Below are 23,671 nucleotides of genomic sequence, written 5' to 3' on the forward strand. Positions count from 1 at the left end.
AACCAGGGTTTGCGCGGGAGCCAACGATAACCGGCCGATCCAGAATCCGTGACATGAAGCTGCTGCCCACCCTGTTGCTCGCCGCCTGCCTGCCTGTCACCCAGGCCCAGGCTCAAACCGATCCTCTGGCATCCGTCGCCTGGCTGGCGGGTTGCTGGGCCGAGCAGGGCCGCGACGCCGGCTCGGGCGAGCAGTGGACAACGCCGGCCGGCGGCCTGATGCTGGGCATGGCGCGCACGCTCAAGGCTGGCCGCGTCGTCGACTTCGAGTTCATGCAGATCCGCGCCGGTGCCGACGGCAAGCTGGCCTACATGGCCCAGCCCCAGGGCCGCCCGCCGACGGAGTTCAAGCTGCTGCGCCAGATCGACCCCAAGCAGCCCGAGGCGGTGTTCGAGAACCCGACTCATGGCTTCCCGCAGCGCGTCATCTACCGGCTGGCAGCGCCCGACCGCCTGGCCGCACGCATCGAAGGCACGCTGAACGGCAAGGAACTGGGCGTGGACTTCACCTTGCAGCGCGGCACCTGCCCTTGAGACCCTGAGCGCCGTGGGCACGCGGTTTGCCACGAGGCTGGCAACCGCTAACTTCTCTCCGTCCATGCACCTGCTCAAGCGCCTCGCCACCCTCCTTTCGCTGCTTGCCGTGCTTGCGGTCGCCGGCTGCTCCAGTGTGACGCTGGCCTACCAGCAACTGCCGCTGCTGGCCGGCCTGTGGGCCGACAACTACCTGGACCTGGACAGCACCCAGCGCGCGCAACTCAAGACCCAGTTGCAGGCCTGGCAGGCCTGGCACCGACGCGAGGAACTGCCGCAATGGCTGGCCCTGCTGCGCCAGGCCCATGCGGCGCTTGACGAGGGCGTGACGCAGGACGAGCTGCTGGCGCTGGAGCGCGGCGCGCGGGCCAGCGCCGAGCGCAGCCTGCAGCACGCCGCACCCCTGGCCGCGCCGCTGCTGGCGGGGCTCAGGCCCGAGCAATGGCAGCGCCTGCAGAAGAAGATGGACGAGAAGACCACCGAGTGGCGCGACAAGCAGGCCGGCAAGGGCGGCCCGGCCGAGCGCGGCAAGCGCTATGTGACCAACCTGGAGCGCTGGCTGGGCGACCTGGACCGCGCCACGCGCCGGCAGGCCCGCAGCAACGCCGAGGGCTGGCATTTCGACCTGGCCGCCATGGCCCAGGGCCGCGCAACCCGCCAGGCGCGCACGCTGGAGTCGCTGCGGGCCTGGTCGCGCCAGGACCTGGCCGGCGGCACGGCCTTGTTGATGCAGAACCTGCTGCCGCTGCCGGCCGAGCAGGCCTACCGCGAACAGATCATCGCCAGCCTGTTGAAGCTGCTAAATGGCCTGAGCGCCGAGCAGCGCGAGGCCGTGCGCAAGCACTGGGGCGACTGGGCGGCCGAGCTGCGCTCGCTGCAGGCCGGTTAGGGCTCGACGAAGCCTCTCAGGCCGCCGGCTGCAGCCTCGCCAGCCCAAAGCTGGGCTCGGCCCGCTGGAGCTGCCGATGCCGGTCATCGCGCAGGTGGATGACCTCGCCCTGGACGAGAACCTCGGCGTATTGGCGATGCTGGCGGCGTTTTCGACGTGTGAGGCCGTGGGAGTGCCGATTGGGAGACGTTGAGCGGGCCGGGTGTACTGGTTGCCGGCGCCATTTCGACGCTGATCGGCTTGGATGGGATGCGTCGAGTGGGTGCTTGTTCACGTCGTCGAAGCTAGCTGCCGAAGGTAAAGCGTCGGCATAGTGCCGTCTGTCACCAACGGAGATGCCAGATGCTCAACCGCCGCCAAATGCTGTTCATCGTCTCCGCGGCATGCCTGAAAACCTCGCGCGCATATGCCGGCACCTGGTCACACGAGAGCTTTGAGAACGACAGTGCGCTCGATTGGGTAAGAAAGTTCGAGGAACAGCCGACCGCCGCCTTCCTTCGCTCCACGTTGGCGCGCGGCACCGCGGGCAAAGCTATCGAAAGCTTCGACGGTGAGTCGATCATTGCTGCGGCAGAAGTCGTTGCGGCCAGCCTTGGTCATCCATGCAAAGCGTTTCCGCAGCAGTTGTCTCCCATCGTCACCAAGTTCGGTGCGAAGTTCCGTGTGCTTGCACCACAGGCAAAGACAGCCCTCGCCGGTGTACTCGGCTCGAAATCAGAACTGCGAGAAAACTGGAGCCTGCACGCCGACAACCTTTCTCGCTGGGAAGGCAGCGTTAACGAGTTGCTGGCGCGCCTCTCTCGACCTGCATCGAAGCCCCCGGCTTGATTGCCAAGCTCAGGCTGCCGGCTGCAAACGCTGCATCGCAAACCCTGGCTCGACCCGCGCAATCGCGCCTTCCAGCACCGACTCAAACCGCGCCGTGATGTCGCCCCAGTCGAGCCGCCGCGCTGCCGCCCTCGCGCCGTCCGCTACCGCGCGACGTGCCGCGCCGTCAGCAGCCGCCAGGCGCGCGGCGGCGATGAAATCGGCCTCCCGGCCCGCCCCCGCCAGCCAGCCATTCACGCCCGTGCGAATCAACTCACCCGCCGCTGCGCTCTCGAATGCGACGACCGCGCAACCGCTGGCCATGGCCTCGGTCGTGACGTTGCCGAAGGTCTCGGTGAGGCTGGCGAACAGGAAGAGGTCCAGGCCCGCGTAGTGCGCCGCGAGGTCGTCACCGCTGCGCTGGCCCGCAAACACGGCGTCGGGCACGCGCGCAGCGAGTTCGGCGCGCATCGGGCCGTCGCCGACGAACACCAGCCTCGCTCGCGGCTGCGCGATCCTGACGGCTTCAAATGCGGCCAGCACGACGCCGAGGTTCTTCTCCGGCGCCAGGCGGCCGACGTAGCCCATGACCAGATCGTTCGGCCCCGCACCCCAGCTCTCGCGCATCGCGGCGCTGCGGCGCGCGGGGTCGAAGCGCTGCGCATCCACGCCCCGGCCCACCACACTCAGCCGCTCGAAGCCGCGTTCCGCGAGCTGCACGCGGATCGCTTCGGTGGGCACCATGGTTGCGTCGCAGCGGTTATGGAACTTGCGCAGATAGCCCATGATGGGCTTGGACAGCAGGCCCAGGCGGTAGTGCTTGCCGTAGGCGTGAAAGTTGGTGCGGTAGTCCGACGTGACGGGCAGCGCCAGGTGTTGTGCGGCCTGCAAGGCGGACCAGCCCAGCGGCCCCTCGGTGGCGATGTGCACGACGTCTGGTCGCTTCAGTGACCACAGCTTCACCAGCGCGCGTTTGCTCGGCACGCCCATGCGCAGGTTGGGATAGAGCGGCACGGGCAGGCCCTTGGTGAGGACCTCGTCTACGGCGGGCTTGCCGGTCGGTGCCGACGTTAGCTTGGCCGGCTGGCGCGGGCGGATCAGCTGCACGTCGTGGTTGCGGCGGTTCAGGCCGTCGACGACGCGCGCCATGGACATGGCGACGCCGTTGACCTCGGGCGGGTAGGTCTCCGTCACCACCGCGAGCCGGCGCGAGTGGCGCGGCGCAGGGAGGTCGTCGACCAGGATGTCGTCAGCGTCGTGTGCGGGGTTCATGCGCAGATGGTCACGGCTCTATGCAACAGAACGATGACAACGCGACCGTCACGCCGATTTCACGCAACGCCCCCACCATCCGCTCCGCTGCCAACCACACTCCGAGGACGGGACAACGTGAACGAGTTTTTCCAAACCCTGAAGACCCAGCGCTGGGACGACCACCGCTACTACCACCACAGCCGCATCAACCAGAGCCTGCACCTGATCAGTGCCTTGAGCTTCCTGGTGTCGTATGCACTGCTGTTCGTGAACCCGGCGTGGTCGGCGCTGCTGGCCTGGTGCGTGTCGATGACGACGCGCCAGGCGGGTCACTTCTTCTTCGAGCCGCGCGGCTACGACCATGTCAACCAGGCCACCGACGAATACAAGGAAGAGATCAAGATTGGCTACAACATCCGCCGCAAGATCGTGCTGATGGCGGTGTGGGTGGCGCTGCCGGCCGTGCTGTGGCTGGCGCCGTCTCTGGGCGGTCTCATCGAACCCGCCGTGGGTCTGAAAGGTTATGTCGAGGACGTCGGGATGGCCTGGTTCTGCCTGGGCGTCACGGGCCTGGTCTTCCGCGTCGTGCAGCTGTGGGTCACGCAGAACCTGATGCAAGGCCTGGCCTGGGGCTTCAAGATCATCACCGACCCCTTCCATGACGTGATGCTGTACTGGAAGGCGCCGCTGTATCTGCTGCGCGGCCAATTGATCGACCCCATGGACCACGTGGGCCAGCAGGCGCACTGAGCCGATGGACGAAACCTTCACTCTGTCGGCGCTGGCGCTGGGCCTGCTTGCGCTGCTGCCGGCGGCCAAGCGGCGCATCGAGCTGTCGCGGGCCAAGCACCGGTCCCTCGCCGGCCATTCGCGCATGGCCAAGCGGCTGGCGCGCTGGGTGCCGGGCTATGCCTATGACGAGGCGCAGTTCTTCAACGCGGACGGCGCGCCCGACGAGGTCGCGTCGCAACGCCGAGCCGCGCTGCGCCGGCTGGGTGCGGACTTCGACACGCGCTTTGCAAAGACGCTCGCGGCCACCGAGCAGGCGCGCGACACCATCTCCGACCTGAAGTTCACCGGCCGCTACCGTGTGCCCTTCCAGTTCAGCCCGGTGCTGCGCGAGCATCTGAAGGTGGGCGCCTTCCTGCGGCACAGCGACGGCGTGCGGGTGGAGGACCTGGACGGCAACCGCCTCTACGACCTGACCGGCTCCTACGGCGTCAACGTGCTGGGCTATGACGCCTACAAGGAATGCATCGCCGAAGCCGTCGCCACGGCGAGCGAGCTGGGCCCGGTGCTGGGCGCCTACCACCCCTGCGTGCTGGACGTGCTCACGCGCCTGAAGGCTGCCTCCGGCCAGGACGAGGTGAGCTTCCACATGAGCGGCACCGAGGCCGTCATGCAGGCCGTGCGATTGGCGCGTTATCACACCAAGCGCAAGCGCCTGGTGCGCTTTGCCGGCGCGTATCACGGCTGGTGGGAGGACGTGCAGCCCGGCCCCGGCAACCCGCTGCCGCCGCGCGAGACCTTCACGCTGCAGGACATGGCCGAGCGCTCGCTGAAGGTGCTGGCCACGCGGCGCGACATCGCCTGCGTGCTGGTCAACCCGCTGCAGGCCCTGCACCCCAACGTGAGCGCGCCGGGCGACTCCAGCCTCATCGACGGCAGCCGCCGCGCCAGCTATGACCGCGAGGCCTACACGGCCTGGCTGAAGAAGCTGCGCGAGGTCTGCACCGCGCGCGGCATCGTGTTGATCTTCGACGAGGTCTTTGTCGGCTTTCGCCTCGCACCGGGCGGCGCGCAACAGTACTTCGGCGTCAAGGCCGATCTCGTCACCTACGGCAAGACGCTGGGCGGCGGGCTGCCGGTGGGCGTCGTCTGCGGCAGCCGCGCGCTGATGCAGCGCTACCGCGAGGACCGGCCGGCCGACATCTGCTTTGCGCGCGGCACCTTCAATGCGCACCCTTACGTGGTGGCGGCGATGGCGGCCTTCCTGAAGCGCATCGCCCGGCCCGAGGTGGCGGCGCTGTACGACGGGCTGGACGAGCGCTGGAATGCCCGCTGCGCGCAGTTCAACGCCCGTTTGCAGGCAGCCGGCGCGCCGGTTCGCATGGCCAACCTGTCGACGATCTGGACGGTGCTGTACGACCAACCCGGTCGCTACCACTGGATGCTGCAGTTCTATCTGCGCAAGCACGGCCTGGCGTTGAGCTGGGTGGGCACGGGGCGGCTGATCTTCAGCCTGAACTATGGCGACGCCGAGTTCGCCGAGGTCATGGACCGCTTCGTCGCCGCCTGTGACGAGATGCGAGCCGACAACTGGTGGTGGACGGCGCCGGAGCTGACCAGCAAGTCGATTCGCCGCAGCGTATTCCGCGAGATGCTCGGCCAGAAGTTTTGACCCCTCGCCCAGTCTCGCGCCCGCTGCACGCGGGCGAGCCTGGTCGGTCCCCCGAGGGGACGGCGATGCTTGCGGCGTTCAGCCGCAAGCACATCGCCAAGCGGGCCGGCTTGGGAGCGGCCCGGCGCTCGGCCCGCAAGTGCACCGACATCGAAATGGACAACGCGATGAAAAACCAAGACGCATCGCCCGCGCTGGACGGCGGGACGCATGACAGCGCCCTGCCCCGCGCCGGCTGGTTCAAGCGGCTGGTGGCCCAGGAGGACCTGAACTTCCTGCTTACCAACCGCGTGCCCCGCATCGCGCTCACGAAACTGATGGGCCGGTTCTCGCGCATCGAGAGCCCGCCGCTGACGAAGCTGACCATTGCAGTCTGGCAGTGGTTCATCCCGCTGGACCTGAGCGAAGCAAAGCACAAGAACTTCCGCTCGTTGAAGGACTGCTTCACCCGCGAGTTGAAGCCCGGTTCGCGCGTCTTCGATGCGCGGCCCGAGGTCTTCGCCAGCCCCAGCGACGCCATCGTCGGCGCGACCGGCGTGGTGCGGCAGGGTCAGGTCTACCAGGCCAAGGGCTTTCCATATTCAACCGGGGAACTGTTCGGCCCGACGCAGGACGCCAGCGCCTTCGAGGGCGGCCGCTTCGTCACGCTGCGGCTGACGTCGGCGATGTACCACCGCTTCCACGCGCCGGCCGACGGCACGGTGGAACATGTGACCTACCTCAGCGGCGACACCTGGAACGTGAACCCCGTGGCGCTCAAGCGCGTGGAGCGGTTGTTCTGCCGCAACGAGCGCGCCGTGGTGCGCATGACGCTGGCCAGCGGTCACGCCATCGCGCTGGTGCCCGTGGCGGCCATCCTCGTCGCCAGCATCCGCCTGCACTTCCTCGACGTGCTGCTGCACCTGGGGCGCCAGGGCGCCCACGAGATGCCCTGCGACGCACCGCATGCGAAAGGCCAGGAGATGGGCTGGTTCGAGCACGGCTCGACCATCATCGTCTTCGTGCCGCCGGGCTTCGAGCTGGCCGAGGGCATTGCGACCGGCGTGCAGATACGCGCTGGCCAGGCGCTCCTAAAGCTCAGCTGACCAGTTCGGGCTCGGGCAGCGCCACCGGCTTCAGCGCCGGCAGCATGCCCGGCAGCGCCGCCTGGTCGCCTCGGTCGATGATCTCCAGCCGGCCGTCGAAGTGCTCGACCAGCGCCGTCAGGCTCTCCACCCAGTCGCCGTCGTTGCAGTAGAGGATGCCGTCGATCTCGCGGATCTCGGCATGGTGGATGTGGCCGCAGACGACGCCATGCGCGCCGCGCTTCTTGGCCTCGCGCGCAACGGCGTTCTCAAACTCATTGATGTAGCTGACCGCCCGCTTGACCTTGTGCTTGAGGTAGCGCGACAGGCTCCAGTACGGCAGCCCGCACTTGGCGCGCACGCGGTTGAACCAGCGGTTGACCTTGAGCGTGAACTCGTAGGCCAGGTCGCCCATGATGGCCAGCCAGCGCGCGCACTGGATGACACCGTCGTAGAGGTCGCCATGCGTGACCCACAGCCGCTTGCCGTCGGCCGTCACATGCATGGCCTCCTCCATCACGTCCACGCCGCCGAAGTTGTGCGTCAAGTATTTGCGGGCGAACTCATCGTGGTTGCCGGGGATGAAGATGACCCGCGTGCCCTTGCGCGCCTTGCGCAGCAGCTTCTGCACGACGTCGTTGTGCGACTGCGGCCAGTACCAGCTGCGGCGCAGCTGCCAGCCGTCGATGATGTCGCCGACGAGGTAGAGGGTCTCGCACTCGACGTCGCGCAGGAAGTCGAGCAAGGCTCTGGCTTGGCAGCCGGGCGTGCCCAGGTGCAGGTCCGAGATCCAGACGGTACGCACCGACAGCGTGGGCGTATCGGCGGCAGCGGAGTCTTGCGGCGTCGGCATGGCCCGCATGCTGCCGGCCCGTCATGACGCGACCGTGAATGTGTGGTGCTTACACCCCTGGCAGGCGCGCCGCCAGCCGCGGCGTTGCCGCCTCGATGGGCGCCAGCAGCCGGGGCCAGAGCCTGGCGCCCAGGTCACGGCGGAAGGGGCCGAAGTGCTCGATCTTCTTCACGCCCAGCTCGGCCGGCGCGACGACGTGGCGCTGCACCCGGGCGGCGCTGAACTGACCGGCCAGCGCGTCCACCGCCGCTGCGGGGCCGAAGAGATGGTCGTCCGTGATGCTCCACAGATGCACGGCGCCTTCGAAGCGGTGATACGTCCGCTCGCGTGCCAGGCTGTCGTCACCGAACAAGAAGCCCGGCGTGCGCCCCCAGGCGGCCCATTCCAGCGCGGCGCCGGCCGGCAGGTCCTGCGCGCGCGGCCCGAGCATGCGCCCGGGCGCGTGGCCCAGCAGGCGCACCAGCAGCGGCAACATCCAGTGGAAGAACAGCCAGCCCTGCACACGTGCAAAGCCCGACCAATGACCCAGGTAGGCCACTTGCGCCGCAACGCCCAGCACGGCGTCCACCTTGTCCGCAAACCCCGGCACCAGGCCGACCGAATTGCCGCCCAGCGAATGCCCCACCCACAGCAGGCCCAGCTCGCGCCCCTGGCGCGCCGCCTCCTCACGCCGGCGCTTGTCCGCCGCATGCAAGGCGGCCGCCATGTCGACACGCGCCCAGTCGCGCAGGCGCACGTCCTCGCCCGGGCGCAAGGCCTCGCGCGATGCGGCGATGCCGCGGTAGTCGAAGCTCAGCACGGCGTAGCCCCGCTGCGCCAGCCATTCGGCGAAATGGCGGTAATAGCTGGCCGGCACCGCCGTGGCCGCGCCGATGACGGCCACCGCCTTCACGCCTACGGCCGGCGGGGGCTCGAACCACTGCGCCGCCAGCAGGCGCCCGTCGTTGCAGCGCAAGGGCGTCGGCACATGCCGGACCTGGAGCCCGCCGGACTCCGAGTCGTCGTCGAGAGCACTCGTCGCCGGGATGGGCCGCGGCAGGGCGTCGAACGGGGTCAAAGGCAGGCTGGACATCGATAAACCTCAGATCGGCACGCTTGCGGCACCGGCTGAGTCAGTCTAGATTGGCGACTTTCCAGCCGCTAGATCCACAACAAGCCTCATATCGTCAACAAAATGTCGACAAAGGAACCGAAACTCCCCGCCATCGGCCGCCGCCGCCAGACGGTCGCCGAGGAAGCCCTGGACGCCAATGCGCTGGAACTCTTCGCCCGCGTCGCCCAGGCCGGTAGCTTCGCCCAGGCCGCCCGCGACCTCGGCCTCACGCGCGCGGCCATCAGCCGCCGCATCGCCGCCATCGAGGGCGCCGTCGGCCTGACGCTGTTTGCCCGCAGCACGCGCAGCCTGGGCCTGACCGAAGCCGGCCGGCGCCTGCACTCCCGCGCCCGCGCCGTCCGCGAGGCCGCCGAGAGCGCCCGCCTGGCCCTGCGCCAGACCCGCGACCAGCTCGACGGCACCATCCGCATCAGCGCCACCGCGGGCTTCGGCCGGCATGTGCTGGCGCCGCTGCTGGCCCGCTTCCAGGCCTTGCACCCCGCCGTGCGCTACGAACTGTTCTTCACCGACCGCCGCGTCGACCTGATGCGCGAAGGCCTGGACATCGCCTTCCGCGTGACCAGCAAGCCGCCCGAGGCCTGGGTGGCCCAGCCCGTGATGAAGTTCGAGGTCCGCGCCTATGGCAACGGCCAGCATGCCGCAGCGCAAAGCCCGCAGGATCTGCTCACGGCGCCCATGCTGCTGCTGGGCCAGGGTGAAGAGCCTTTTGCGAGCCAATGGCAGCACGAGGATGGCCGGCGCGCAGACGTGTCCCTGCAGGCCTCGGCCTGGGGCAGCGACCTGGACGGGCTGATCGCGCTGGCCCGCCATGGCGCCGGCCTGGTCATCGCGCCGGACTTCTGCGTCGAAGCCATCCCGGCCTTGCAGGCGATGGGCGCGGTGGCCGACCCGAACCCGGCGCCGCTGCGAAACCTGCTGCCGGGCTGGAAGCTGCTGGTCGGCCTGGACACCGTGCAGGCGCTGACCCTGCCGGTGCCCGCCGGCTCCGAAGCGGCGCGGGCCCTGGTGCGCTTTGTGCGCGACACGCTGCTGGCTCGCTAGCTCCGGGCCCAACGACGTGGCTACAGGCCGCCTGATCCCAGCCCGAAGAGCTCGGCCAGTGCCGCGCGGTACTGCGCCTGGCCGACGGCATTGGTGTTGTGGTGGGAGCCGCCCTCCACCAGCACGAAGCGCTTGGGCGCCCGGGCGCGCTCGTACAAGTCCTGGCCCAGGCGGTAGGGGATGAGGCTGTCCTGGCTGCCATGCACCACCAGCAGCGGCGAGCCGACCTCGGCGATGCGCGAGGCCGCGTCGAAACGCTGCGTGATCAGCGGCGACACCGGCAGCCAGCCCCAGCGGAAGGTGCTGACGACGTCGGGGATGGACGTGAAGCTGGCCTCGACGATCAGGCCCGCCTCATCGCCGACCTGGGTGGCCAGCTGCACGGCGATGGCGCCACCCAGCGAGTGGCCGAAGATGAAACGGCGCTTGGCGGGGTATTGGCGCGCCAGCCAGTCCCAGGCGGCCTGGGCGTCCTCGGCGGCCATGGCCTCCGACGGCAGGCCCGCCGAGCTGCGGCCGAAGCCGCGGTAGTCAACGCCCAGCACGGCAAAGCCCAGCTCGTGCATACGGCGCATGCGTGGCGCGCTGCCGCGCACGTCGTAGCGGGCGCCGTGCAGGTAGAGCAGCACGGGGGCGTTGGGGTCGGCCTGCGGCAGCCACAGCCCATGCAGGCGCACCGCCGCGCCGCGCGATTCGGCGATGCGGCTGTCGAAGGGAATCCAGACGTCCTCCATCCCCTGCGCCGCCGCCACGCCGCCGGCCCAGGTGCGGTCACCGGGCTGGAAGATCCAGCCGCGCTGGCGCTCGTCCAGCGTGGCGCAGCCGACCTGCAGGCCCAGCGCCGTGGCGGTGATCAGTGCGAGGCCGGCGAGGCGGCGCCAGGAGCGGAGAAGCGTCATGCGCGCATGCTGCCAGCTCGCGCATGACCCGGTGCGCGCCGGGATTAACTCCTGAGTGCCGCGACGGGCGACAGCCGCGCCGCGCGCCTGGCCGGCACCCACACAGCCACCTGGCCCAACAGCCACAGCGACACCGCGCCAGCCGGCAGGTAGCCCCAGGGCAAGCGCGGCACCTCGTAGGTCTGCATCAGCAGCTGGCTCAGGGCCACCGCGCCGGCCAGGCCGATGGCGATGCCGGTCGTCGTCAGCAGCAGGTTCTCAAGCTGGAAATAGCGGCGGATCTGGCCCTCGGTGGCGCCTAACGCGCGGCGCGTGCCGATCATGCGGGTGCGCTGCTGCACCCAGAAACTGGCCAGGCCGACGATGCCCATGGCCGTGACCAGCAACAGCGCCACGCAGACGCCGCCCATCAGCCAGGCCATCGAACGGTCTTGCGCGTAGAAGGCGGCGCGCATCTCGGTGAGCCGCTTGGCATCGGTGACGACGCGACCCTGGTCGCCCGCTTCCAGCACGGCGGTGGCGGCCTTGAGCTGCGCGTCCAGCTGGCCCGGCTCGGTGCGGATGATGTACATGCCGCCGCCGCGCAGCGGCAGGATCATCGCGGCGCCGTCGCCCTCGCCACGGGCGCGGTGCAGCTGCGTGTGCGTCAGCGTTTCGACAACGCCGACGATGGTCGACGGCGAGCTGCCGAAGATGTAGACCGTCTTGCCCAATGCCGAGCTGCCGGGGAAGAGCTTGTCGGCCATCACCTTGTTGATGATGAGCTGGCCGATCTTGGGCTCGGCGACGCTGAAGACCTGGAAGCTGTCGAGCACCTCGTCCGGTGTGAAGTTGCGGCCTTCCAGCAACTTCAGCCCGAAGGTCTGCAGCATCTGGTCGTCGGCCGTGTATTGCGCTGCGGAGATGCGCCGGCTCTTGGGATCAGGCTCCAGCGAAACGCCGCTGTTGTTGCTGTTGTTGCCGTAGGCGATCTGGTTGACCACCGTGGCCGCCTTGATGCCCGGCAGCGCGCGCAGCCGCGTCACGTCCTCGGCGACGATGGAAGCGCTTCGCTCGGGGGGCTGCGGCTTGCTGCCGCGCAGGAACAGCAAGGCGATCTCGGATTCCGCCATGCCGCTGTCCGTGTTGAGCGCCTGCACGCGGGTCTGGATGAGGTGCAGCGCGTTGGTGACGATGGCGCAGGTCAGCGCCACCTCCAGCACGATGAGGCCGGCTGCGATGCGGTGGCGGCGCAGCGTGGAGAGGATGGGCATCAGGTCGGTCAGCATCACTGCACCTTCAGTTGTACGGCCGGGGTGACAAGCGCCGCGCGGATGGCCGGCAGCAGGCCCGCCAGCAAGCTGGCCAGCAGCGCCAGGCCCAGCGTCAGCGCGAGCATGGAGGCGTCCAGCTCGGCCAGGCGGGCGTAGTCGTTGGGGCTGCGGCGCACCAGCCACAGGCCGGCGTTGGCGAACAGCAGCCCTAGCAGGGCGCCCACCAGGCCGAGCAACCCAGCCTCGACGAGAAACTGCGCAAAGATGGCGCCGCGCGTGGCGCCCAGTGCCCGGCGCACGCCGATTTCGCCACTGCGGCGCAGCGTCTTGGCCAGCAGCAGGCCCACCATGTTGACAATGCAGACAGCCAGGAAGGCGAAGGCCAGCCAGGTCTGCAGGCGCACGTCGGCGGGCAGCACCTTTTGTTGGCCCAGCCAGTCCATCACGTTGCGCAGCCGCACATTGGTCGGGCGGTCGAAGCGGCCCGCCTTGCGCTGCGCCTCGGAGTGGGCGACGAGGTAGTCGCGGTAGGCAGTGGCGTCCTCCGGCTTGGCGAACTCCACCCAGTACTGCACCCAGGCACAGGCCGCGTTCATGTCGTAGGAGCTGCCGCCGGCGGCGCCGCGCGCCCAGCAGGTGGTGTTGCCCCAGTGGCCCATCTTCATGGCCATGGCCGTCGAGAACGGCAGGTAGAAGTCCTCCGTCTCCGTGTAGGCGCCGAGCGTGAGGTCCCAGTAGTGCGGCTGCACCTTCCAGGCTTTCAGCACGCCGACGACGCGCAGCGGCACGCCGCGCACGATGACCTCGCGACCCAGGCTGTTGGCGCCGCCGAACAGCTTCTCGTTCAGCGACGCCGAGATGACGGCGACGCGGGCCTCGGTGTCGTCGTCGGCCGCGCTCCAGCCACCGCCGTACTGCCAGGGCGCGTCGAACATCGCGAAGAAGTCGGCCGACGTCATGCGCACGGGCGAGAAGATCGGCTTGACCTGCGCGTCCGTCACGGACACGGCCGTGTTGTAGCCGCTGGACATCGTCTGGCGCATCGCCTTCTTGTCGCGTAACAGCGCCGTCGCGTCGAAGCGGGTCAGGTCGAACGTGGGCTCGTCGCCAGCCTTCCAGTTCACCATGTCACCGGCGTCGAGCTGCACATTGAACAGCCGCGCGCTCTTGGCCGGGATGGGGTCGCCGGACAGCACGTGATAGACCGTCAGCGTCGTCATGCAAGCGCCAATGCCCAGGGCCAGGGCCAGCACCATCAGCGCGCTGAGGCCCTTGGAGGCGAGGATGTTGCGCCAGGCGAGTTCGAGGTAGTAGAGGAACATCAGCGGTTCTCCAGAAGGGAGTTCACGGCGGCCAGTTCGGCGTCGCCGAGCGAGCCGGCGGCCTGGTGCAGGGCCAACAGGGCCAGCACATGGCGGTGGCGGGCCTGGGTCTGGGCGTTCTGCGCGCCGGCCAGGGTCTGGATGGCGAGCAGCAGGTCGGTGGTGCTGCGCGTGCCCAGCGTCAGGCCGGTGCGCGTGGCTTCCAGCGCGCGCTCGGCGGCGGCCACGGCGACCTGGGTGGACTGCAGCTGCGCCCCACCCTGGCTGACGGCCAGGTGCTCGTAGCGCACCTCGCGCAGCACGGCGCGGCGGCCAGCTTCGAGCTGCTCGCGGGCGGCGTCACGCTGGAAGCCGGCGCGGTCGGCGGCGGCAGCAACTGAGCCGCCGGCGAACAGCGGCACGGTCAGGCGCAGCGCGACCTGCGTGGGCGTGCGGCCGGCGTCCAGCGGCGGTATTCCATCGCCGCGCAGGCGCTGCGTGTCCACACCCAGGCTCAGCGTCGGCAGATGGCCGGCGCGGGCGGCGGAGATGCGCTGCTCGCTGGCCTGCACGTCGAGCTGCAGCGCGCGCAGTGCCGGGTTGGCGGCTTCGGCGCGGCGTGCCCAGGCCTCGGCGTCTTCGGGCAGCGGCTGGGCGGCGAGCGCCTTGCGCAGCGGCTGCAGCGCGGGCGGCGTGGTGCCGGTCAGCTGGGCCAGCGCCTCGCCGGCATCCGCCACGGCGGCTTCGGCGGCCAGCGTGCCGGTGCGGGCCAGCTCGCGGTAGGCGCGAGATTGGTCGGCCTCGACCTGGGCCGACAGCCCAGCCTTGAAGCGCGTGTCGGCCTCGCTGACCTGGCGCGCGAAGGCCTCCTCGTTGGCGCGCGCGGTGGCGAGCTGGGCCTGGGCCGACAGCAGGCCGAAATAGGCCTCGGCGACGCGTTGGCGCGCGCCCTGCTCGGCGGCGGCCAGGCGGGCGGCCTGGGCCGAGGCCTGGCTGCGGCCGGCGTCCCAGGTGCGCAGCGCGGCGAGGTCGACCAGGGTCTGGCTGAGGCTGCTGGTGGTGCTGTTCCAGCGGTTGCCGCCGGTCTCGCGCTGTTCGCTGCTTTGCAGCTGCCACTGCGGCAGCAGCGCCGCGCGCGCCTCGCGAGCCGAGGCCTCCTGCGCGCCGCTCAATGCGGCAGCCTGGCGCAGCAACGGGTCGGCCGCGCGGGCCTGGGCCCAGACCTGCAGCAGGTCGTCGGCGCGGGCGGCCGTCGTGGCGCAAAGCACCACGAGCAGCAGGAGCTTGGCTGAGTTCAAGCGGCCAGCTCCGCAGTCAAGTCGACCACTTGACCGTCGATGACGTGGACGTTACGTTGCGCTCGCGCGGCCAGTTGCGGGTCGTGCGTGACCATGACGATGGTGGCGCCGTCACGGTGCAGTTCTTCCAGCAACTCCATGACGCTGCGCGCCATCGCGCTGTCGAGGTTGCCGGTGGGCTCGTCGGCCAGCAGCAGGCGCGGCTCGCCGGCGAGGGCCCGGGCAATGGCCACGCGCTGTTGCTGGCCACCGGACAGCTCGGCCGGGTAGTGCCGGCCGCGCGCCGACAGGCCGACGCGGGACAGCGCATCGGCCGCACGCTTCTTGCGCTCTGCGGCGCTGAAGCCACGGTAGCGCAGCGGCACTTCGATGTTGTCGAGGACGTTCAGGTCCGGGATCAGGTTGAAGGCCTGGAAGATGAAGCCGATCTTTTGGTTGCGGATGCGCGAGCGCTCGCCGTCGCCCATGCGGCTGACGTCGATGCCGTCCAGCTTGTAGCTGCCGCCGCTGAAGGCTTCGAGCAGGCCGGCGATGGTGAGGAAGGTCGTCTTGCCGGAGCCGGACGGGCCGGTCACTGCGACGAATTCGCCCTCGTTCACCGTGAGGTTGAAGTCGCGCAGGGCGTAGGTCTCGACCATTTCGGTGCGGTAGACCTTTTGGAGTTTTTCCATCTGGAGCATTGGGGTGTTCCTGTCGTTTTAGTCGCGCTTGCTTAGTGGCAAGGTGCCGGGAGTCCCGCCCGGCGGCGGGGTAACTTTCTTCTGCGGGGCCAGAAGAAAGTCACCAAAGAAGAGGCCCTGAACCGCACACGATCGCGGCGCCGCCATCAGCGGCGCGCGAAAACGTCCGGTGGCAATGCGCCTAGACGCGACCCGCTGCGCTCTCGCTGCTGTCCTTGTGAAGAGCGCCATGGCGCGCCACTTCAAGCCGCCTAACGCCGGCTGCACGCCGGGCTCACCAGGGATACCGCGTCGCTGGGGCGACGCCACCGAGGTGCTGGCAGTGATCGCGTCGCCCGAGCGACGCTGTCTTTGCATTTCTCGTGAGCACGGCGTGCAGCCGCGCGTTAGGCGGGCTGAAGCGGCGATGAGTGAGGCTGGTGACAAGGACAGCAGCGAGAGCGCAGCGGTTCGCGTCTGCCCACTCAAAGAGCGGCTGTTGCACGGCGCAGCTCGTGCATGTGGTGCTGGTGTGCGGTTCAGGGCCTCTTCTTTGGTGACTTTCTTCTGGCCCCGCAGAAGAAAGTTACCCGGCCGCCGGGACGGACTCCCGGCAATGCAGCGATCAGCAGCAACCATCGCAAAAGCAACCCGGTCAACCATCACGTCCAAACCTCAATCCGCAATCAGAACGCGATCCGCGCTCTTGAAGCCGTCCGCCCCGGAGATCACCACACGGTCGCCGGCAACCAACCCCGACAAAACCTCGACCCGATCCAGCGAGCGCGCGCCAAGCTTGACGGCGACCTTCTCCGCCACCCCGCCCCGCACCACATACGCATAGCTCCCGCCCCCTTCATCCACGAAGCTGCCCCGCGCCACCCCCAGCACCTTGTCTCGCCTATCCAGCAGCACCCGCACCGACAGCCGCTGGTTCTGCCGCAACTGCTCCGGCTGCTTGCCGTCAAACCGCAGCCGCGCCGCCACCTCGCCATTCACGACCTCGGGCGACACGGAACTCACCAACCCAGCCCAACGCTGCCCGTTGCCCGAGATCTCCCCCGGCATCCCCGGCTGCAACTCGCGCGCAAAGCTCTCGGCCACCTGCATCTGCACCTCCAGCGCCGACAGGTCGATGACCGACAGCAGCTTGGCGTCGCGGGCGACGTTGGTGCGGTCGGCGATGAAGAGCTGGCCCACCTGGCCGTCCACCGGCGAACGCACGGCCAGCTCGCCCACCTGGCGTTCCAGGTCAGCCACCATCAACTGCTGGCGAGACAAGGCACTCTTCTTGGCCTGCACGTCCAGCGCCAGGCTGTCGGTCTTCAGGCCGCGCAGGCCCTGGGCCTGATCAAGCGCGAGCTTCGCCTTGGCCAGCGCATCCTGGGCGCGCTCGACCTGCATGCGCGCCGTCGCGCCGGCCTCGAAGGCCTGGGTCTGGCGGGCCAGGTCGTTCTGCGCGGTCTGCTGGTCGATGCGGGCGTTCTCGAAGGCGCTCTGCAGCGCCGCCGCCTGCTGGCGGGCGTCGACCTCGGCGCGGGCCAGGTCGGCGCGCAGGGCGTCGACATTGCTGCGCTCCTGGGCGAGGCGGTTGGTCAGCTCCGGCGAGTCCACGCGGGCCAGTACCTGGCCCAGCTTGACGGGGTCGCCCGCCCGCACCACCAGCGCCACGGTGCCGGCACCCTGGGCGTAGAGCGTCGGGCTCTGCGCGGCGACGACGCGGCCCTCGCCGGCCACGTCACGCGTCAGCGGCGCGATGTCGACGGTGGCGATGCTCAGGCGCGCGGCGCTGACGGCGGCGTCGGCCGACAAGGCCTGGCGGATGCGCCCGCCGGCCAGCCAGGCCAGCAGGGCGAGGGCAGCCACGCCGCCCGCCAGCAGCAGCGGCCAGCGGCGGCGGCGGGAGGCAAGGGGGCGGTCCTGCTCGGAGGTGTCACGAAAGCCGGTGTTCATGCCCGGTATTTCGCAAGCCCTGTGCCAGGGGCCGGCACGTTATGAATCAAACACTTGGCGCGGCGAGCACTGTCCGCGGACAGTGGCCGGACAGTCCGGGCGGCCGTGACGCCCTTGCCTGCGGCCGGGCCGAGAATGCCGGCATGCCCCTGCGCCACATGGAATTCCTGGCCGCCACGCGGCGCCACCCCTCGGCCATCCTGCTGATCGTGCAGCTCGCCGGCCTGCTGCTCTACCCGCTGCTGGAATCGACACGCGCCGGCCCGGTCGCGTTGAGTGCCTTCGGCATCACGGTGCTGGTGTTCACGACCGGCATGGTGCGCCGCACGCCGGGCCTGACGTGGCTGAGCGTCTGCCTTGCCCTGCCTGCCATCGTCATGCTGCTGTTGCAGACGCAGCCGGACATGCAGTGGCTGCAGCCCTGGTCGGCCGCGCTGGAAGCGGTGTTCTATTTCTACGCCGCCGCCAGCCTCGTCGCCTACATGATGGGCGACATGCACGCGACGACCGACGAGCTGTTCGCCGCCGGCGCCACCTTCACGCTGCTGGCCTGGGGCTTTGCCTACAGCTTTGTCGTGCTGCAGTACCTGCAGCCGGGCAGCTTCCTGGCGGCCACCCAGCCCGAGCAGCCGCGCAGTTGGACGGAGCTGATGTTCCTGAGCTTCGCGCTGTTGTCCAGCACGGGCATCGGCGATGTCATTCCGGTGCGGCCGCTGGCGCGCGCCGTGGCCAGCCTGGAGATGCTGGTCGGCGTCATGTACCTGGCTGCCGTCGTGTCACGCCTGATCGGCCTCACCCTGCTGCGCCGCGCTGATTGATCACCCGATGAGCCACAACCCCACCACCATCGCCGACCTGGCCGACTTCACCGTCCTCATCGACGTGCGCTCGCCTGCCGAGTACGCGCTGGACCATCTGCCCGGCGCCATCAACTGCCCCGTGCTGGACGACGAGGAGCGCCGCATCGTCGGCACGACCTATGTGCAGGTCTCGGCCTTCGAGGCGCGCAAGATTGGCGGCGCCATGGTGGCGCGCAACATCGCCAAGCATCTGGACGAGCTGTTCCGCGACAAGCCCCGGGACTGGCGCCCCCTCGTCTACTGCTGGCGCGGCGGCATGCGCAGCGGCAGCTTCGTCAACTGGCTGCGCCTGGTCGGCTGGGACGCGCAGCAGCTCAAGGGCGGCTACAAGGCCTGGCGCGCGCATGTCATCGAACAGATCGCCGCGCGCGCGCCGCAACTGGACCTGCGCGTGCTGTGTGGCCCCACGGGCAGCGCCAAGACCCGCGTGCTGCAGGCGTTGGCGGACCTGGGCGAGCAGGTGCTGGACCTGGAAGACCTTGCCGCCCATCGCGGCTCAGTGCTGGGCGGCATGCCCGGACGGCCACAGCCGTCGCAGAAGGGCTTCGAGACGCAGCTGATGCGGGCCCTGGTCGGCTTCGACTTGGGCCGCCGCGTGTGGATCGAGGCCGAGAGCCGGCGCATCGGCCGCATCACGGTGCCGGAGCCGCTGCTGCAGCGCCTGCGCGCCAGCCCCATCATCGAGATCGCCGCCACGCCCGAGGCGCGGCTGGCCTATCTGCTGCGCGACTACGCCTGGCTGGGCGACGACCCGCAGGGCCTGGCGGACAAGCTGGGGTCGCTGCGCGAGCTGCTGCCCAAGGAGGTGCTGGCGCAGTGGCAGGCCTGGGCGCTTGAGGGCGCTTTGCCGCCGCTGTTCGAGGCGCTGATGGAAAGGCACTACGACCCGCTCTACGCCCGCTCACAGGGCCATCACTTGCAGCGGCTGGAGGGCGCGCAAAGCTTGGCGTGCGACGACTTGTCGGACGCCGGCATTGAAGCCCTCGCCCAGCGAATTGCTAGCGCGCCAACGCGCGCCGGGTGAGGTAGCTCAGCGCATCCACCAACGCGACCAGCCCCAGCATCGCGATCAGCACGGTCGCCGTCTTGCCCATCTGGAACAAGCCCATGTGAAAGGCCAGCAACTGGCCCAGCCCGCCGGCGCCGACGACACCGAGGATGGCCGCGGCGCGGATGTTGTTCTCCCAGCGGTAGAGCGCGTAGGAGATCAGCTGCGGCAGCGCCTGCGGCAAGGTCGCGTAGAGGAACACGCGCAGCGGGCCGACGCCCTGCGAGCGCAGCGCGGCGGCCGACGCCTGCGGGGCGTTCTCGATGACTTCGGCAAACAGCCGGCCGAGCACGCCCGTGGTGTGCAGCGCCAGCGCCAAGGTGCCTGCGAAGGGCCCCAGGCCGGCCGAGATCAGCAGCAGCGTGGCCCAGACGAGTTCGGGCACTGCGCGCAAGGCATTGAGCAATAGCCGGGTCGGCGCGCGCGCATGCGCCGGGTCGCCGTCATGGCTGCGGCTCGCGGGCAGCGCCAGCAGCAAGCCGCCCGCCGCCGCCAGCAGCGTGCCCAGCGCCGACATCGCCAGCGTCTCGAAGGACGCCGACACCACCTTGCGAACGAAGGCGGCGGATAGGTCGGGCGGGAAGAACTCGCCGATGAAGCGGCCCATGCTCTGCGCCGCCTCCAGCGACAGGAAGGCCGCCCATTGCAGGTCCAGGCTCCAGAAGCTAAAGGCCACCAGCGCGACCAGCCCGACGCTGAACCACAGCGCCGTGCTGCGCGCATGGAACAGCGGCGGTGGCAGCCGGTAGGGCGTGTTTGCAGCTGCGCGCTTCATGCCAAAGCCCGCCTCAGCCACGCGCTGGTTTTGTCCGCCAGCGCCACCAGCGCGACGAACACCAGCAGCATCGTCGTCACCTCGCCGCCGGCGAACATCTTGGTGGAGTTGTCGAGCTGCTGCCCCAGGCCGCCCGCGCCAACGAAGCCCAGCACCACCGACGAGCGGATGGCGCACTCCCAGCGGTAGACGGTGTAGGACGTCAGCTCCGCCGCGTTCTGCGGCAGCAGGCCATAGGCAAAGGCCTGCAATCGGCTGCCGCCATTGGCCAGCAGGTTGCGCGTCGCGCTCGTCTCGCCGCTCTCCAGGATGTCGCCATAGACCTTGCCCAGCATGCCGCCATAGGTCAGCGCAATGGCCAGCACGCCGGCCGTCGGCCCTAAGCCCACCACGCGCACGAAGATCAGCGCCCAGACCAGTTCGGGGATGCTGCGCAACAGCACCAGCGCCCAGCGCAGGGCCTGCCGCAGCGCCGCCGGCAGCGGCGCCATGCGGCCGGACAGCGCCGAGATGGACAGCACGCGCGTCGACATCAGCGTGGCCGGCAGCGCGATGACCAGGGCCAGCGTGATGCCGGCCGTCGCGATGGCCACGGTGCGCCAGGTCTCGCGCGCCACCAGCCACAGAAAGTCGCTGCCCGTGGCCGGCGGCAGGGAGGCGGCGAGGAAGCGCCAGGTCGGCTCGCGGCTCTCGGCGCTGAGCAACAGCCAGGGGCGGAACTCGGTGGCCACCAGCAGCGGCCACAACAGCACCAGCCCGGCGCCCATCCAGAACATGCGGCCCAGCCAGGCCGGGTCGCGCTGCGGTGGCGACGTCATCGCGGTCACCGGCAGTGCATCGTCGCGGGCGGCGATGCGGTCGGCGGCAGAGGCGATGCAGCGGGCGCGGTCAGCTCATCCTCGTGCTGCGCGTAGAGCTTCAGCAGATGGTCGCGGCCCACCTGCGGCGCGGGCAGGTCGAAGGCGACCGTGCCGTCGCGCAGGCCGACGATGCGGTCGAAGTGGGCCAGCGCGGTGTCGACCTGGTGCATGGTCGCCATCAGCGTGATGCCGCGTTCGCGCGCCACCGCGATCAGCGCCTGGATGGCCTGCTCGGAGCGGGTCGGGTCCAGTGCCGACAGCGGCTCGTCGATCAGCCACAGCGTGGCCGGCGACAGCAGCGCGCGCGCCAGCCCGACGCGCTGGCGCTCGCCGCCCGAGAGCCGGTCAACGCGGGCAAACAGCTTCTCCGCCAGGTCGAAGCGCTCGAGCGCCGCGTGCGCGCCGGCAATGTCGACGGGATAGAACAGCGAGCGCAGGCTGGTGGCTAGGCTCCACGCCGGCAGTCGGCCCGCCAGCACGGCGGTGACAACGCGCTGCCGCGGCGGCAGCGGCGGCGTCTGCGGCGCCATGAAGAGCCGGCCACGCTGGCGCTGCAAGGCAGACGTGCGCAGCGACCAGGGGTCGACGGCGTCAAGCAGCAGCTCGCCCCGCGAGGGCTTCAGCGCGGCGGCGGCGACCTGTAGCAGCGTCGTCTTGCCCGCACCCGAAGGCCCAATGACGGCCACCTGCTCGCCGGCACGCAGGGCCAGGCTCACACCCCGGAGCGCGCTCGTGCCTTTGGGCGCTGCCGGGTGCCGCGCATGCACGGCTTGCAGGTCCAGATTCATCGGCTCACAACAGACCAGCGCTCTTGGCGGCGGCTTCGATGTTCTTGTAGTTCTCCGGCTTCGTCGGCACGAAGCGCGTTGCGCGTTGCAGCTCCAGGATCTGCTTGCCTTCGGGCGTGCTCTTGTCCAGCGCGAGGAAGGCCTGGGCAATCTTGTTGCGCAGGGCCTCGGGCATGGCGGCGCTGACCGACCAGTTGTAATCGTAGTAGGGCGGCGTCGTGAAGAACACGCGCACCTTGTCGGTGTCGACCTTCTTGTCGGCCACCAGCTTCTCCCAGACCGAGATGTTCAGAGCGCCCGCCTGCACCTTGCCGGCAGCCACTGCAGCGACGGTCGCGTCGTGCGCGCCGCTGTAGGCCACGCGCTTGAAGTCCTTGTCGGGGTCCAGGCCGGCGCCGAGCAGCACGCTGCGCGGCATCAGGTGGCCGCTGGTGGAGCTTTGCGAGCCGAAGCTGACGTCCTTGCCCTTCAGGTCGGCCAGCGTCTTGATGGCCGGGTCGGTCGTGATGAAGACGGACTTGAAGCGCTCGTCCTCCTCGCGTTGCACCAGCGGGATGACCTTGCCGCCCGAGCGCGCCGAGGCCTGCACGTAGGTGAAGCCGCCGAACCAGGCCAGGTCGACCTTGCGGTTGATGAGCGTCTCGACCGCTGCGGCGTAATCGGTGACGGGTGTGAACTCGACCTTCATGCCGAGCTTGGCTTCCAGGTACTTGACCAGCGGCTCGGCCTTGCGCGCCAGCTCGGTCGGCGATTCATCGGGGATGGCGGTGACGCGTAGCACCTGCTGGGCCTGCGCGGCAGCACCCAGCGTCAGGAAAAGGCCGGCGATCAGTGACTTGCGAAGCAGTTGCAGCATGGTGGGGGATGGGGAGTGAACCGGGGAGCGGAATTAGACCCGCTAAATGCGACGCGGGGATACTGGGCGGCCTGCCCTGGAGACCCCTCGATGACCGCCACCACCCCGCTGGGCCCACGCCTGACTTCCCTGTCGCACGGCGGCGGCTGCGGCTGCAAGATCGCGCCGGGCGTGTTGAGCGAGATCCTCAAGCACACCGCCAAGATGCCCATGCCGCCGCAGCTGCTGGTCGGCATCGCGACGGCGGACGACGCGGCCGTCTACCAGCTCACCGACGAGATCGCGCTGATCGCGACCACCGACTTCTTCATGCCCATCGTCGACGACCCCTTCGACTTCGGCCGCATCGCCGCCACCAACGCCATCAGCGACGTCTATGCCATGGGCGGCAAGCCCATCATGGCGCTGGCGCTGGTCGGCATGCCGATCAACGTACTGTCGACCGAGGTCATCGCCCAGATCCTGGCCGGCGGCGAGGCGGTCTGCCGCGAGGCCGGCATTCCGATTGCGGGCGGCCACACCATCGACTCGGTCGAGCCCATCTACGGTCTGGTGGCGATGGGTGTGGTGCACCCCAAGCGCGTCAAGCGCAACGCCGATGGGCGGGTGGGCGACCGCCTGGTGCTGGGCAAGCCGCTGGGCGTGGGCGTCATGTCGGCCGCGCTCAAGAAAGAGCGCCTGTCCGCTGAGGGCTATGCGCAGATGATCGCGACGACGACACAGCTGAACACGCCCGGGCCCGATCTGGCCGCGCTGGAAGGCGTGCATGCGCTGACCGACGTGACAGGCTTTGGCCTGGCTGGCCACGCGCTGGAGCTGGCCCGCGGCGCCGGGGCAACGGTCGCCATCGACTGGGCGCGCGTGCCGCTGCTGCCCGGTGTGCGCGAGCTGGCTGAGCAAGGCCTGGTGACGGGCGCGTCCGGGCGCAACTGGAGCGGCTATGGCGCGGAGGTGAAGCTTCCCGAGGGCTTCCCAGCCACGGAACTCGCCCTGCTGACCGACCCGCAGACCAGCGGCGGCCTGCTGGTGTCCTGCGATGCCGACGCGGTGGCCGACGTGTTGGCGGTGTTCCGCGCGCACGGTTTCAGCTCGGCGACCGAGATCGGCGAAGTCATCGCCGACCAGGGCGCCGAGGCGCGGCTGGCCGTGCGTTAGGCGCCAGTCG

Annotated in this window: 23 protein-coding genes; 10 read left to right on the top strand and 13 right to left on the bottom strand. The window is 69.6% G+C overall.

Annotated features, from left to right (window positions below; all coding sequences use genetic code 11):
- Window positions 1-53: 53 nt before the first annotated feature.
- The 3 genes from ACXRVZ_RS16415 to ACXRVZ_RS16425 all read left to right on the top strand — a co-directional run bounded on the left by ACXRVZ_RS16415 (window position 54) and on the right by ACXRVZ_RS16425 (window position 2,250).
- Window positions 54-533 carry a DUF6265 family protein gene (locus tag ACXRVZ_RS16415; protein WP_457426080.1) on the top strand — a complete coding sequence of 160 codons (480 nt, stop codon included), beginning with the start codon at window positions 54-56 and terminating at the stop codon, window positions 531-533.
- Between the two features lie 64 nt (window positions 534-597).
- A complete protein-coding gene (locus tag ACXRVZ_RS16420) occupies window positions 598-1,422 on the top strand; it encodes a DUF6279 family lipoprotein (protein ID WP_457426082.1) in 825 nt (274 codons plus the stop codon).
- A gap of 342 nt (window positions 1,423-1,764) precedes the next feature.
- The gene (locus ACXRVZ_RS16425) at window positions 1,765-2,250 is read left to right on the top strand and encodes a DUF4259 domain-containing protein (protein WP_457426084.1); all 486 of its coding nucleotides are present in this window, start codon (window positions 1,765-1,767) and stop codon (window positions 2,248-2,250) included.
- A 9-nt stretch (window positions 2,251-2,259) separates the two neighbouring features.
- Here ACXRVZ_RS16425 and ACXRVZ_RS16430 read toward each other — a convergent pair whose 3' ends face one another.
- Complete coding sequence (locus ACXRVZ_RS16430) at window positions 2,260-3,501, bottom strand: glycosyltransferase family 4 protein (RefSeq protein WP_457426086.1); 1,242 nt, start codon at window positions 3,499-3,501, stop codon at window positions 2,260-2,262.
- A gap of 117 nt (window positions 3,502-3,618) precedes the next feature.
- Between ACXRVZ_RS16430 and ACXRVZ_RS16435 the strand changes: the two genes are divergently transcribed.
- The 3 genes from ACXRVZ_RS16435 (at window position 3,619) to asd (ending at window position 6,969) form a co-directional block, all read left to right on the top strand.
- Entirely contained in the window at window positions 3,619-4,233 is a 615-nt protein-coding gene (locus ACXRVZ_RS16435; RefSeq protein ID WP_457426088.1) for an Mpo1-like protein, read from the top strand.
- 4 nt (window positions 4,234-4,237) lie between these two features.
- Complete coding sequence (locus tag ACXRVZ_RS16440) at window positions 4,238-5,884, top strand: aminotransferase class III-fold pyridoxal phosphate-dependent enzyme (RefSeq protein WP_457426090.1); 1,647 nt, start codon at window positions 4,238-4,240, stop codon at window positions 5,882-5,884.
- 167 nt (window positions 5,885-6,051) lie between these two features.
- Entirely contained in the window at window positions 6,052-6,969 is a 918-nt protein-coding gene (gene asd, locus ACXRVZ_RS16445) for an archaetidylserine decarboxylase (protein ID WP_457426092.1), read from the top strand.
- Here the strand turns inward: asd and ACXRVZ_RS16450 are convergent.
- Window positions 6,962-7,810 carry a UDP-2,3-diacylglucosamine diphosphatase gene (locus tag ACXRVZ_RS16450; RefSeq protein ID WP_457426094.1) on the bottom strand — a complete coding sequence of 283 codons (849 nt, stop codon included), beginning with the start codon at window positions 7,808-7,810 and terminating at the stop codon, window positions 6,962-6,964. The two genes, asd and ACXRVZ_RS16450, sit on opposite strands and share 8 nt — an antisense overlap.
- 40 nt (window positions 7,811-7,850) lie before the next feature.
- The gene (locus tag ACXRVZ_RS16455; RefSeq protein WP_457426096.1) at window positions 7,851-8,873 is read right to left on the bottom strand and encodes an alpha/beta hydrolase family protein; all 1,023 of its coding nucleotides are present in this window, start codon (window positions 8,871-8,873) and stop codon (window positions 7,851-7,853) included.
- 102 nt (window positions 8,874-8,975) lie between these two features.
- Here ACXRVZ_RS16455 and ACXRVZ_RS16460 point away from each other — a divergent pair, with 102 nt between their 5' ends.
- A complete protein-coding gene (locus ACXRVZ_RS16460) occupies window positions 8,976-9,956 on the top strand; it encodes a LysR family transcriptional regulator (protein WP_458232587.1) in 981 nt (326 codons plus the stop codon).
- Between the two features lie 20 nt (window positions 9,957-9,976).
- Here ACXRVZ_RS16460 and ACXRVZ_RS16465 read toward each other — a convergent pair whose 3' ends face one another.
- The 6 genes from ACXRVZ_RS16465 to ACXRVZ_RS16490 form a co-directional block, all read right to left on the bottom strand.
- On the bottom strand, window positions 9,977-10,855 hold the full coding sequence (locus ACXRVZ_RS16465; RefSeq protein WP_457426100.1) for an alpha/beta hydrolase: 879 nt from the start codon (window positions 10,853-10,855) through the stop codon (window positions 9,977-9,979).
- Between the two features lie 44 nt (window positions 10,856-10,899).
- Window positions 10,900-12,123: an ABC transporter permease gene (locus ACXRVZ_RS16470; RefSeq protein ID WP_457426102.1), complete on the bottom strand. Its 1,224-nt coding sequence runs from the start codon at window positions 12,121-12,123 to the stop codon at window positions 10,900-10,902.
- Entirely contained in the window at window positions 12,123-13,430 is a 1,308-nt protein-coding gene (locus ACXRVZ_RS16475; RefSeq protein WP_457426104.1) for an ABC transporter permease, read from the bottom strand. The genes ACXRVZ_RS16470 and ACXRVZ_RS16475 overlap by 1 nt, the downstream gene beginning before the upstream one ends.
- Window positions 13,430-14,707: a TolC family outer membrane protein gene (locus tag ACXRVZ_RS16480; protein ID WP_457426106.1), complete on the bottom strand. Its 1,278-nt coding sequence runs from the start codon at window positions 14,705-14,707 to the stop codon at window positions 13,430-13,432. The genes ACXRVZ_RS16475 and ACXRVZ_RS16480 overlap by 1 nt, the downstream gene beginning before the upstream one ends.
- Window positions 14,704-15,387 (bottom strand): ABC transporter ATP-binding protein, encoded by a 684-nt coding sequence (locus tag ACXRVZ_RS16485; protein ID WP_457426108.1) that lies wholly within the window; start codon window positions 15,385-15,387, stop codon window positions 14,704-14,706. The genes ACXRVZ_RS16480 and ACXRVZ_RS16485 overlap by 4 nt, the downstream gene beginning before the upstream one ends.
- Before the next feature lie 654 nt (window positions 15,388-16,041).
- A complete protein-coding gene (locus ACXRVZ_RS16490; RefSeq protein WP_458232588.1) occupies window positions 16,042-17,319 on the bottom strand; it encodes an efflux RND transporter periplasmic adaptor subunit in 1,278 nt (425 codons plus the stop codon).
- Between the two features lie 143 nt (window positions 17,320-17,462).
- On the opposite strand from ACXRVZ_RS16490, the gene ACXRVZ_RS16495 reads away from it, so the two are divergent.
- Together ACXRVZ_RS16495 and mnmH are read left to right on the top strand one after the other, a co-directional pair.
- Window positions 17,463-18,137 (top strand): ion channel, encoded by a 675-nt coding sequence (locus ACXRVZ_RS16495; protein WP_457427981.1) that lies wholly within the window; start codon window positions 17,463-17,465, stop codon window positions 18,135-18,137.
- Window positions 18,138-18,144: 7 nt separating this feature from the next.
- Window positions 18,145-19,203, top strand: a complete 1,059-nt coding sequence (gene mnmH / locus ACXRVZ_RS16500) for a tRNA 2-selenouridine(34) synthase MnmH (protein ID WP_458232589.1) — start codon at window positions 18,145-18,147, stop codon at window positions 19,201-19,203.
- Here the strand turns inward: mnmH and phnE are convergent.
- The 4 genes from phnE to ACXRVZ_RS16520 are packed head-to-tail and all read right to left on the bottom strand — an operon-like array spanning window position 19,178 to window position 22,506.
- Window positions 19,178-20,002 (bottom strand): phosphonate ABC transporter, permease protein PhnE, encoded by an 825-nt coding sequence (gene phnE / locus ACXRVZ_RS16505; protein ID WP_457427985.1) that lies wholly within the window; start codon window positions 20,000-20,002, stop codon window positions 19,178-19,180. The two genes, mnmH and phnE, sit on opposite strands and share 26 nt — an antisense overlap.
- Window positions 19,999-20,820 (bottom strand): PhnE/PtxC family ABC transporter permease, encoded by an 822-nt coding sequence (locus tag ACXRVZ_RS16510; protein WP_457427987.1) that lies wholly within the window; start codon window positions 20,818-20,820, stop codon window positions 19,999-20,001. Before ACXRVZ_RS16510 ends, phnE begins: the two co-directional genes overlap by 4 nt.
- A 5-nt stretch (window positions 20,821-20,825) precedes the next feature.
- On the bottom strand, window positions 20,826-21,650 hold the full coding sequence (locus tag ACXRVZ_RS16515) for a phosphonate ABC transporter ATP-binding protein (RefSeq protein WP_458232590.1): 825 nt from the start codon (window positions 21,648-21,650) through the stop codon (window positions 20,826-20,828).
- A gap of 4 nt (window positions 21,651-21,654) precedes the next feature.
- Complete coding sequence (locus ACXRVZ_RS16520; protein WP_457427991.1) at window positions 21,655-22,506, bottom strand: putative selenate ABC transporter substrate-binding protein; 852 nt, start codon at window positions 22,504-22,506, stop codon at window positions 21,655-21,657.
- Between the two features lie 90 nt (window positions 22,507-22,596).
- Here ACXRVZ_RS16520 and selD point away from each other — a divergent pair, with 90 nt between their 5' ends.
- A complete protein-coding gene (selD, locus tag ACXRVZ_RS16525; protein ID WP_457427993.1) occupies window positions 22,597-23,661 on the top strand; it encodes a selenide, water dikinase SelD in 1,065 nt (354 codons plus the stop codon).
- Window positions 23,662-23,671: the final 10 nt, after the last annotated feature.

The sequence above is a fragment of the Roseateles sp. P5_E8 genome (assembly GCF_054177665.1).

Excerpts from the sequence above, each read along its gene's own strand:
- ACXRVZ_RS16510 (WP_457427987.1), bottom strand. The coding sequence starts at position 20,820 with ATGACGTCGCCACCGCAGCGCGACCCGGCCTGGCTGGGCCGCATGTTC.
- mnmH (WP_458232589.1), top strand. The coding sequence starts at position 18,145 with ATGAGCCACAACCCCACCACCATCGCCGACCTGGCCGACTTCACCGTC.
- phnE (WP_457427985.1), bottom strand. The coding sequence starts at position 20,002 with ATGAAGCGCGCAGCTGCAAACACGCCCTACCGGCTGCCACCGCCGCTG.
- selD (WP_457427993.1), top strand. The coding sequence starts at position 22,597 with ATGACCGCCACCACCCCGCTGGGCCCACGCCTGACTTCCCTGTCGCAC.
- ACXRVZ_RS16520 (WP_457427991.1), bottom strand. The coding sequence starts at position 22,506 with ATGCTGCAACTGCTTCGCAAGTCACTGATCGCCGGCCTTTTCCTGACG.
- asd (WP_457426092.1), top strand. The coding sequence starts at position 6,052 with ATGAAAAACCAAGACGCATCGCCCGCGCTGGACGGCGGGACGCATGAC.
- ACXRVZ_RS16485 (WP_457426108.1), bottom strand. The coding sequence starts at position 15,387 with ATGCTCCAGATGGAAAAACTCCAAAAGGTCTACCGCACCGAAATGGTC.
- ACXRVZ_RS16425 (WP_457426084.1), top strand. The coding sequence starts at position 1,765 with ATGCTCAACCGCCGCCAAATGCTGTTCATCGTCTCCGCGGCATGCCTG.
- ACXRVZ_RS16495 (WP_457427981.1), top strand. The coding sequence starts at position 17,463 with ATGCCCCTGCGCCACATGGAATTCCTGGCCGCCACGCGGCGCCACCCC.
- ACXRVZ_RS16420 (WP_457426082.1), top strand. The coding sequence starts at position 598 with ATGCACCTGCTCAAGCGCCTCGCCACCCTCCTTTCGCTGCTTGCCGTG.
- ACXRVZ_RS16475 (WP_457426104.1), bottom strand. The coding sequence starts at position 13,430 with ATGTTCCTCTACTACCTCGAACTCGCCTGGCGCAACATCCTCGCCTCC.
- ACXRVZ_RS16415 (WP_457426080.1), top strand. The coding sequence starts at position 54 with ATGAAGCTGCTGCCCACCCTGTTGCTCGCCGCCTGCCTGCCTGTCACC.
- ACXRVZ_RS16430 (WP_457426086.1), bottom strand. The coding sequence starts at position 3,501 with ATGAACCCCGCACACGACGCTGACGACATCCTGGTCGACGACCTCCCT.
- ACXRVZ_RS16460 (WP_458232587.1), top strand. The coding sequence starts at position 8,976 with ATGTCGACAAAGGAACCGAAACTCCCCGCCATCGGCCGCCGCCGCCAG.
- ACXRVZ_RS16470 (WP_457426102.1), bottom strand. The coding sequence starts at position 12,123 with ATGCTGACCGACCTGATGCCCATCCTCTCCACGCTGCGCCGCCACCGC.
- ACXRVZ_RS16455 (WP_457426096.1), bottom strand. The coding sequence starts at position 8,873 with ATGTCCAGCCTGCCTTTGACCCCGTTCGACGCCCTGCCGCGGCCCATC.
- ACXRVZ_RS16440 (WP_457426090.1), top strand. The coding sequence starts at position 4,238 with ATGGACGAAACCTTCACTCTGTCGGCGCTGGCGCTGGGCCTGCTTGCG.
- ACXRVZ_RS16490 (WP_458232588.1), bottom strand. The coding sequence starts at position 17,319 with ATGAACACCGGCTTTCGTGACACCTCCGAGCAGGACCGCCCCCTTGCC.
- ACXRVZ_RS16465 (WP_457426100.1), bottom strand. The coding sequence starts at position 10,855 with ATGACGCTTCTCCGCTCCTGGCGCCGCCTCGCCGGCCTCGCACTGATC.
- ACXRVZ_RS16515 (WP_458232590.1), bottom strand. The coding sequence starts at position 21,650 with ATGAATCTGGACCTGCAAGCCGTGCATGCGCGGCACCCGGCAGCGCCC.
- ACXRVZ_RS16450 (WP_457426094.1), bottom strand. The coding sequence starts at position 7,810 with ATGCGGGCCATGCCGACGCCGCAAGACTCCGCTGCCGCCGATACGCCC.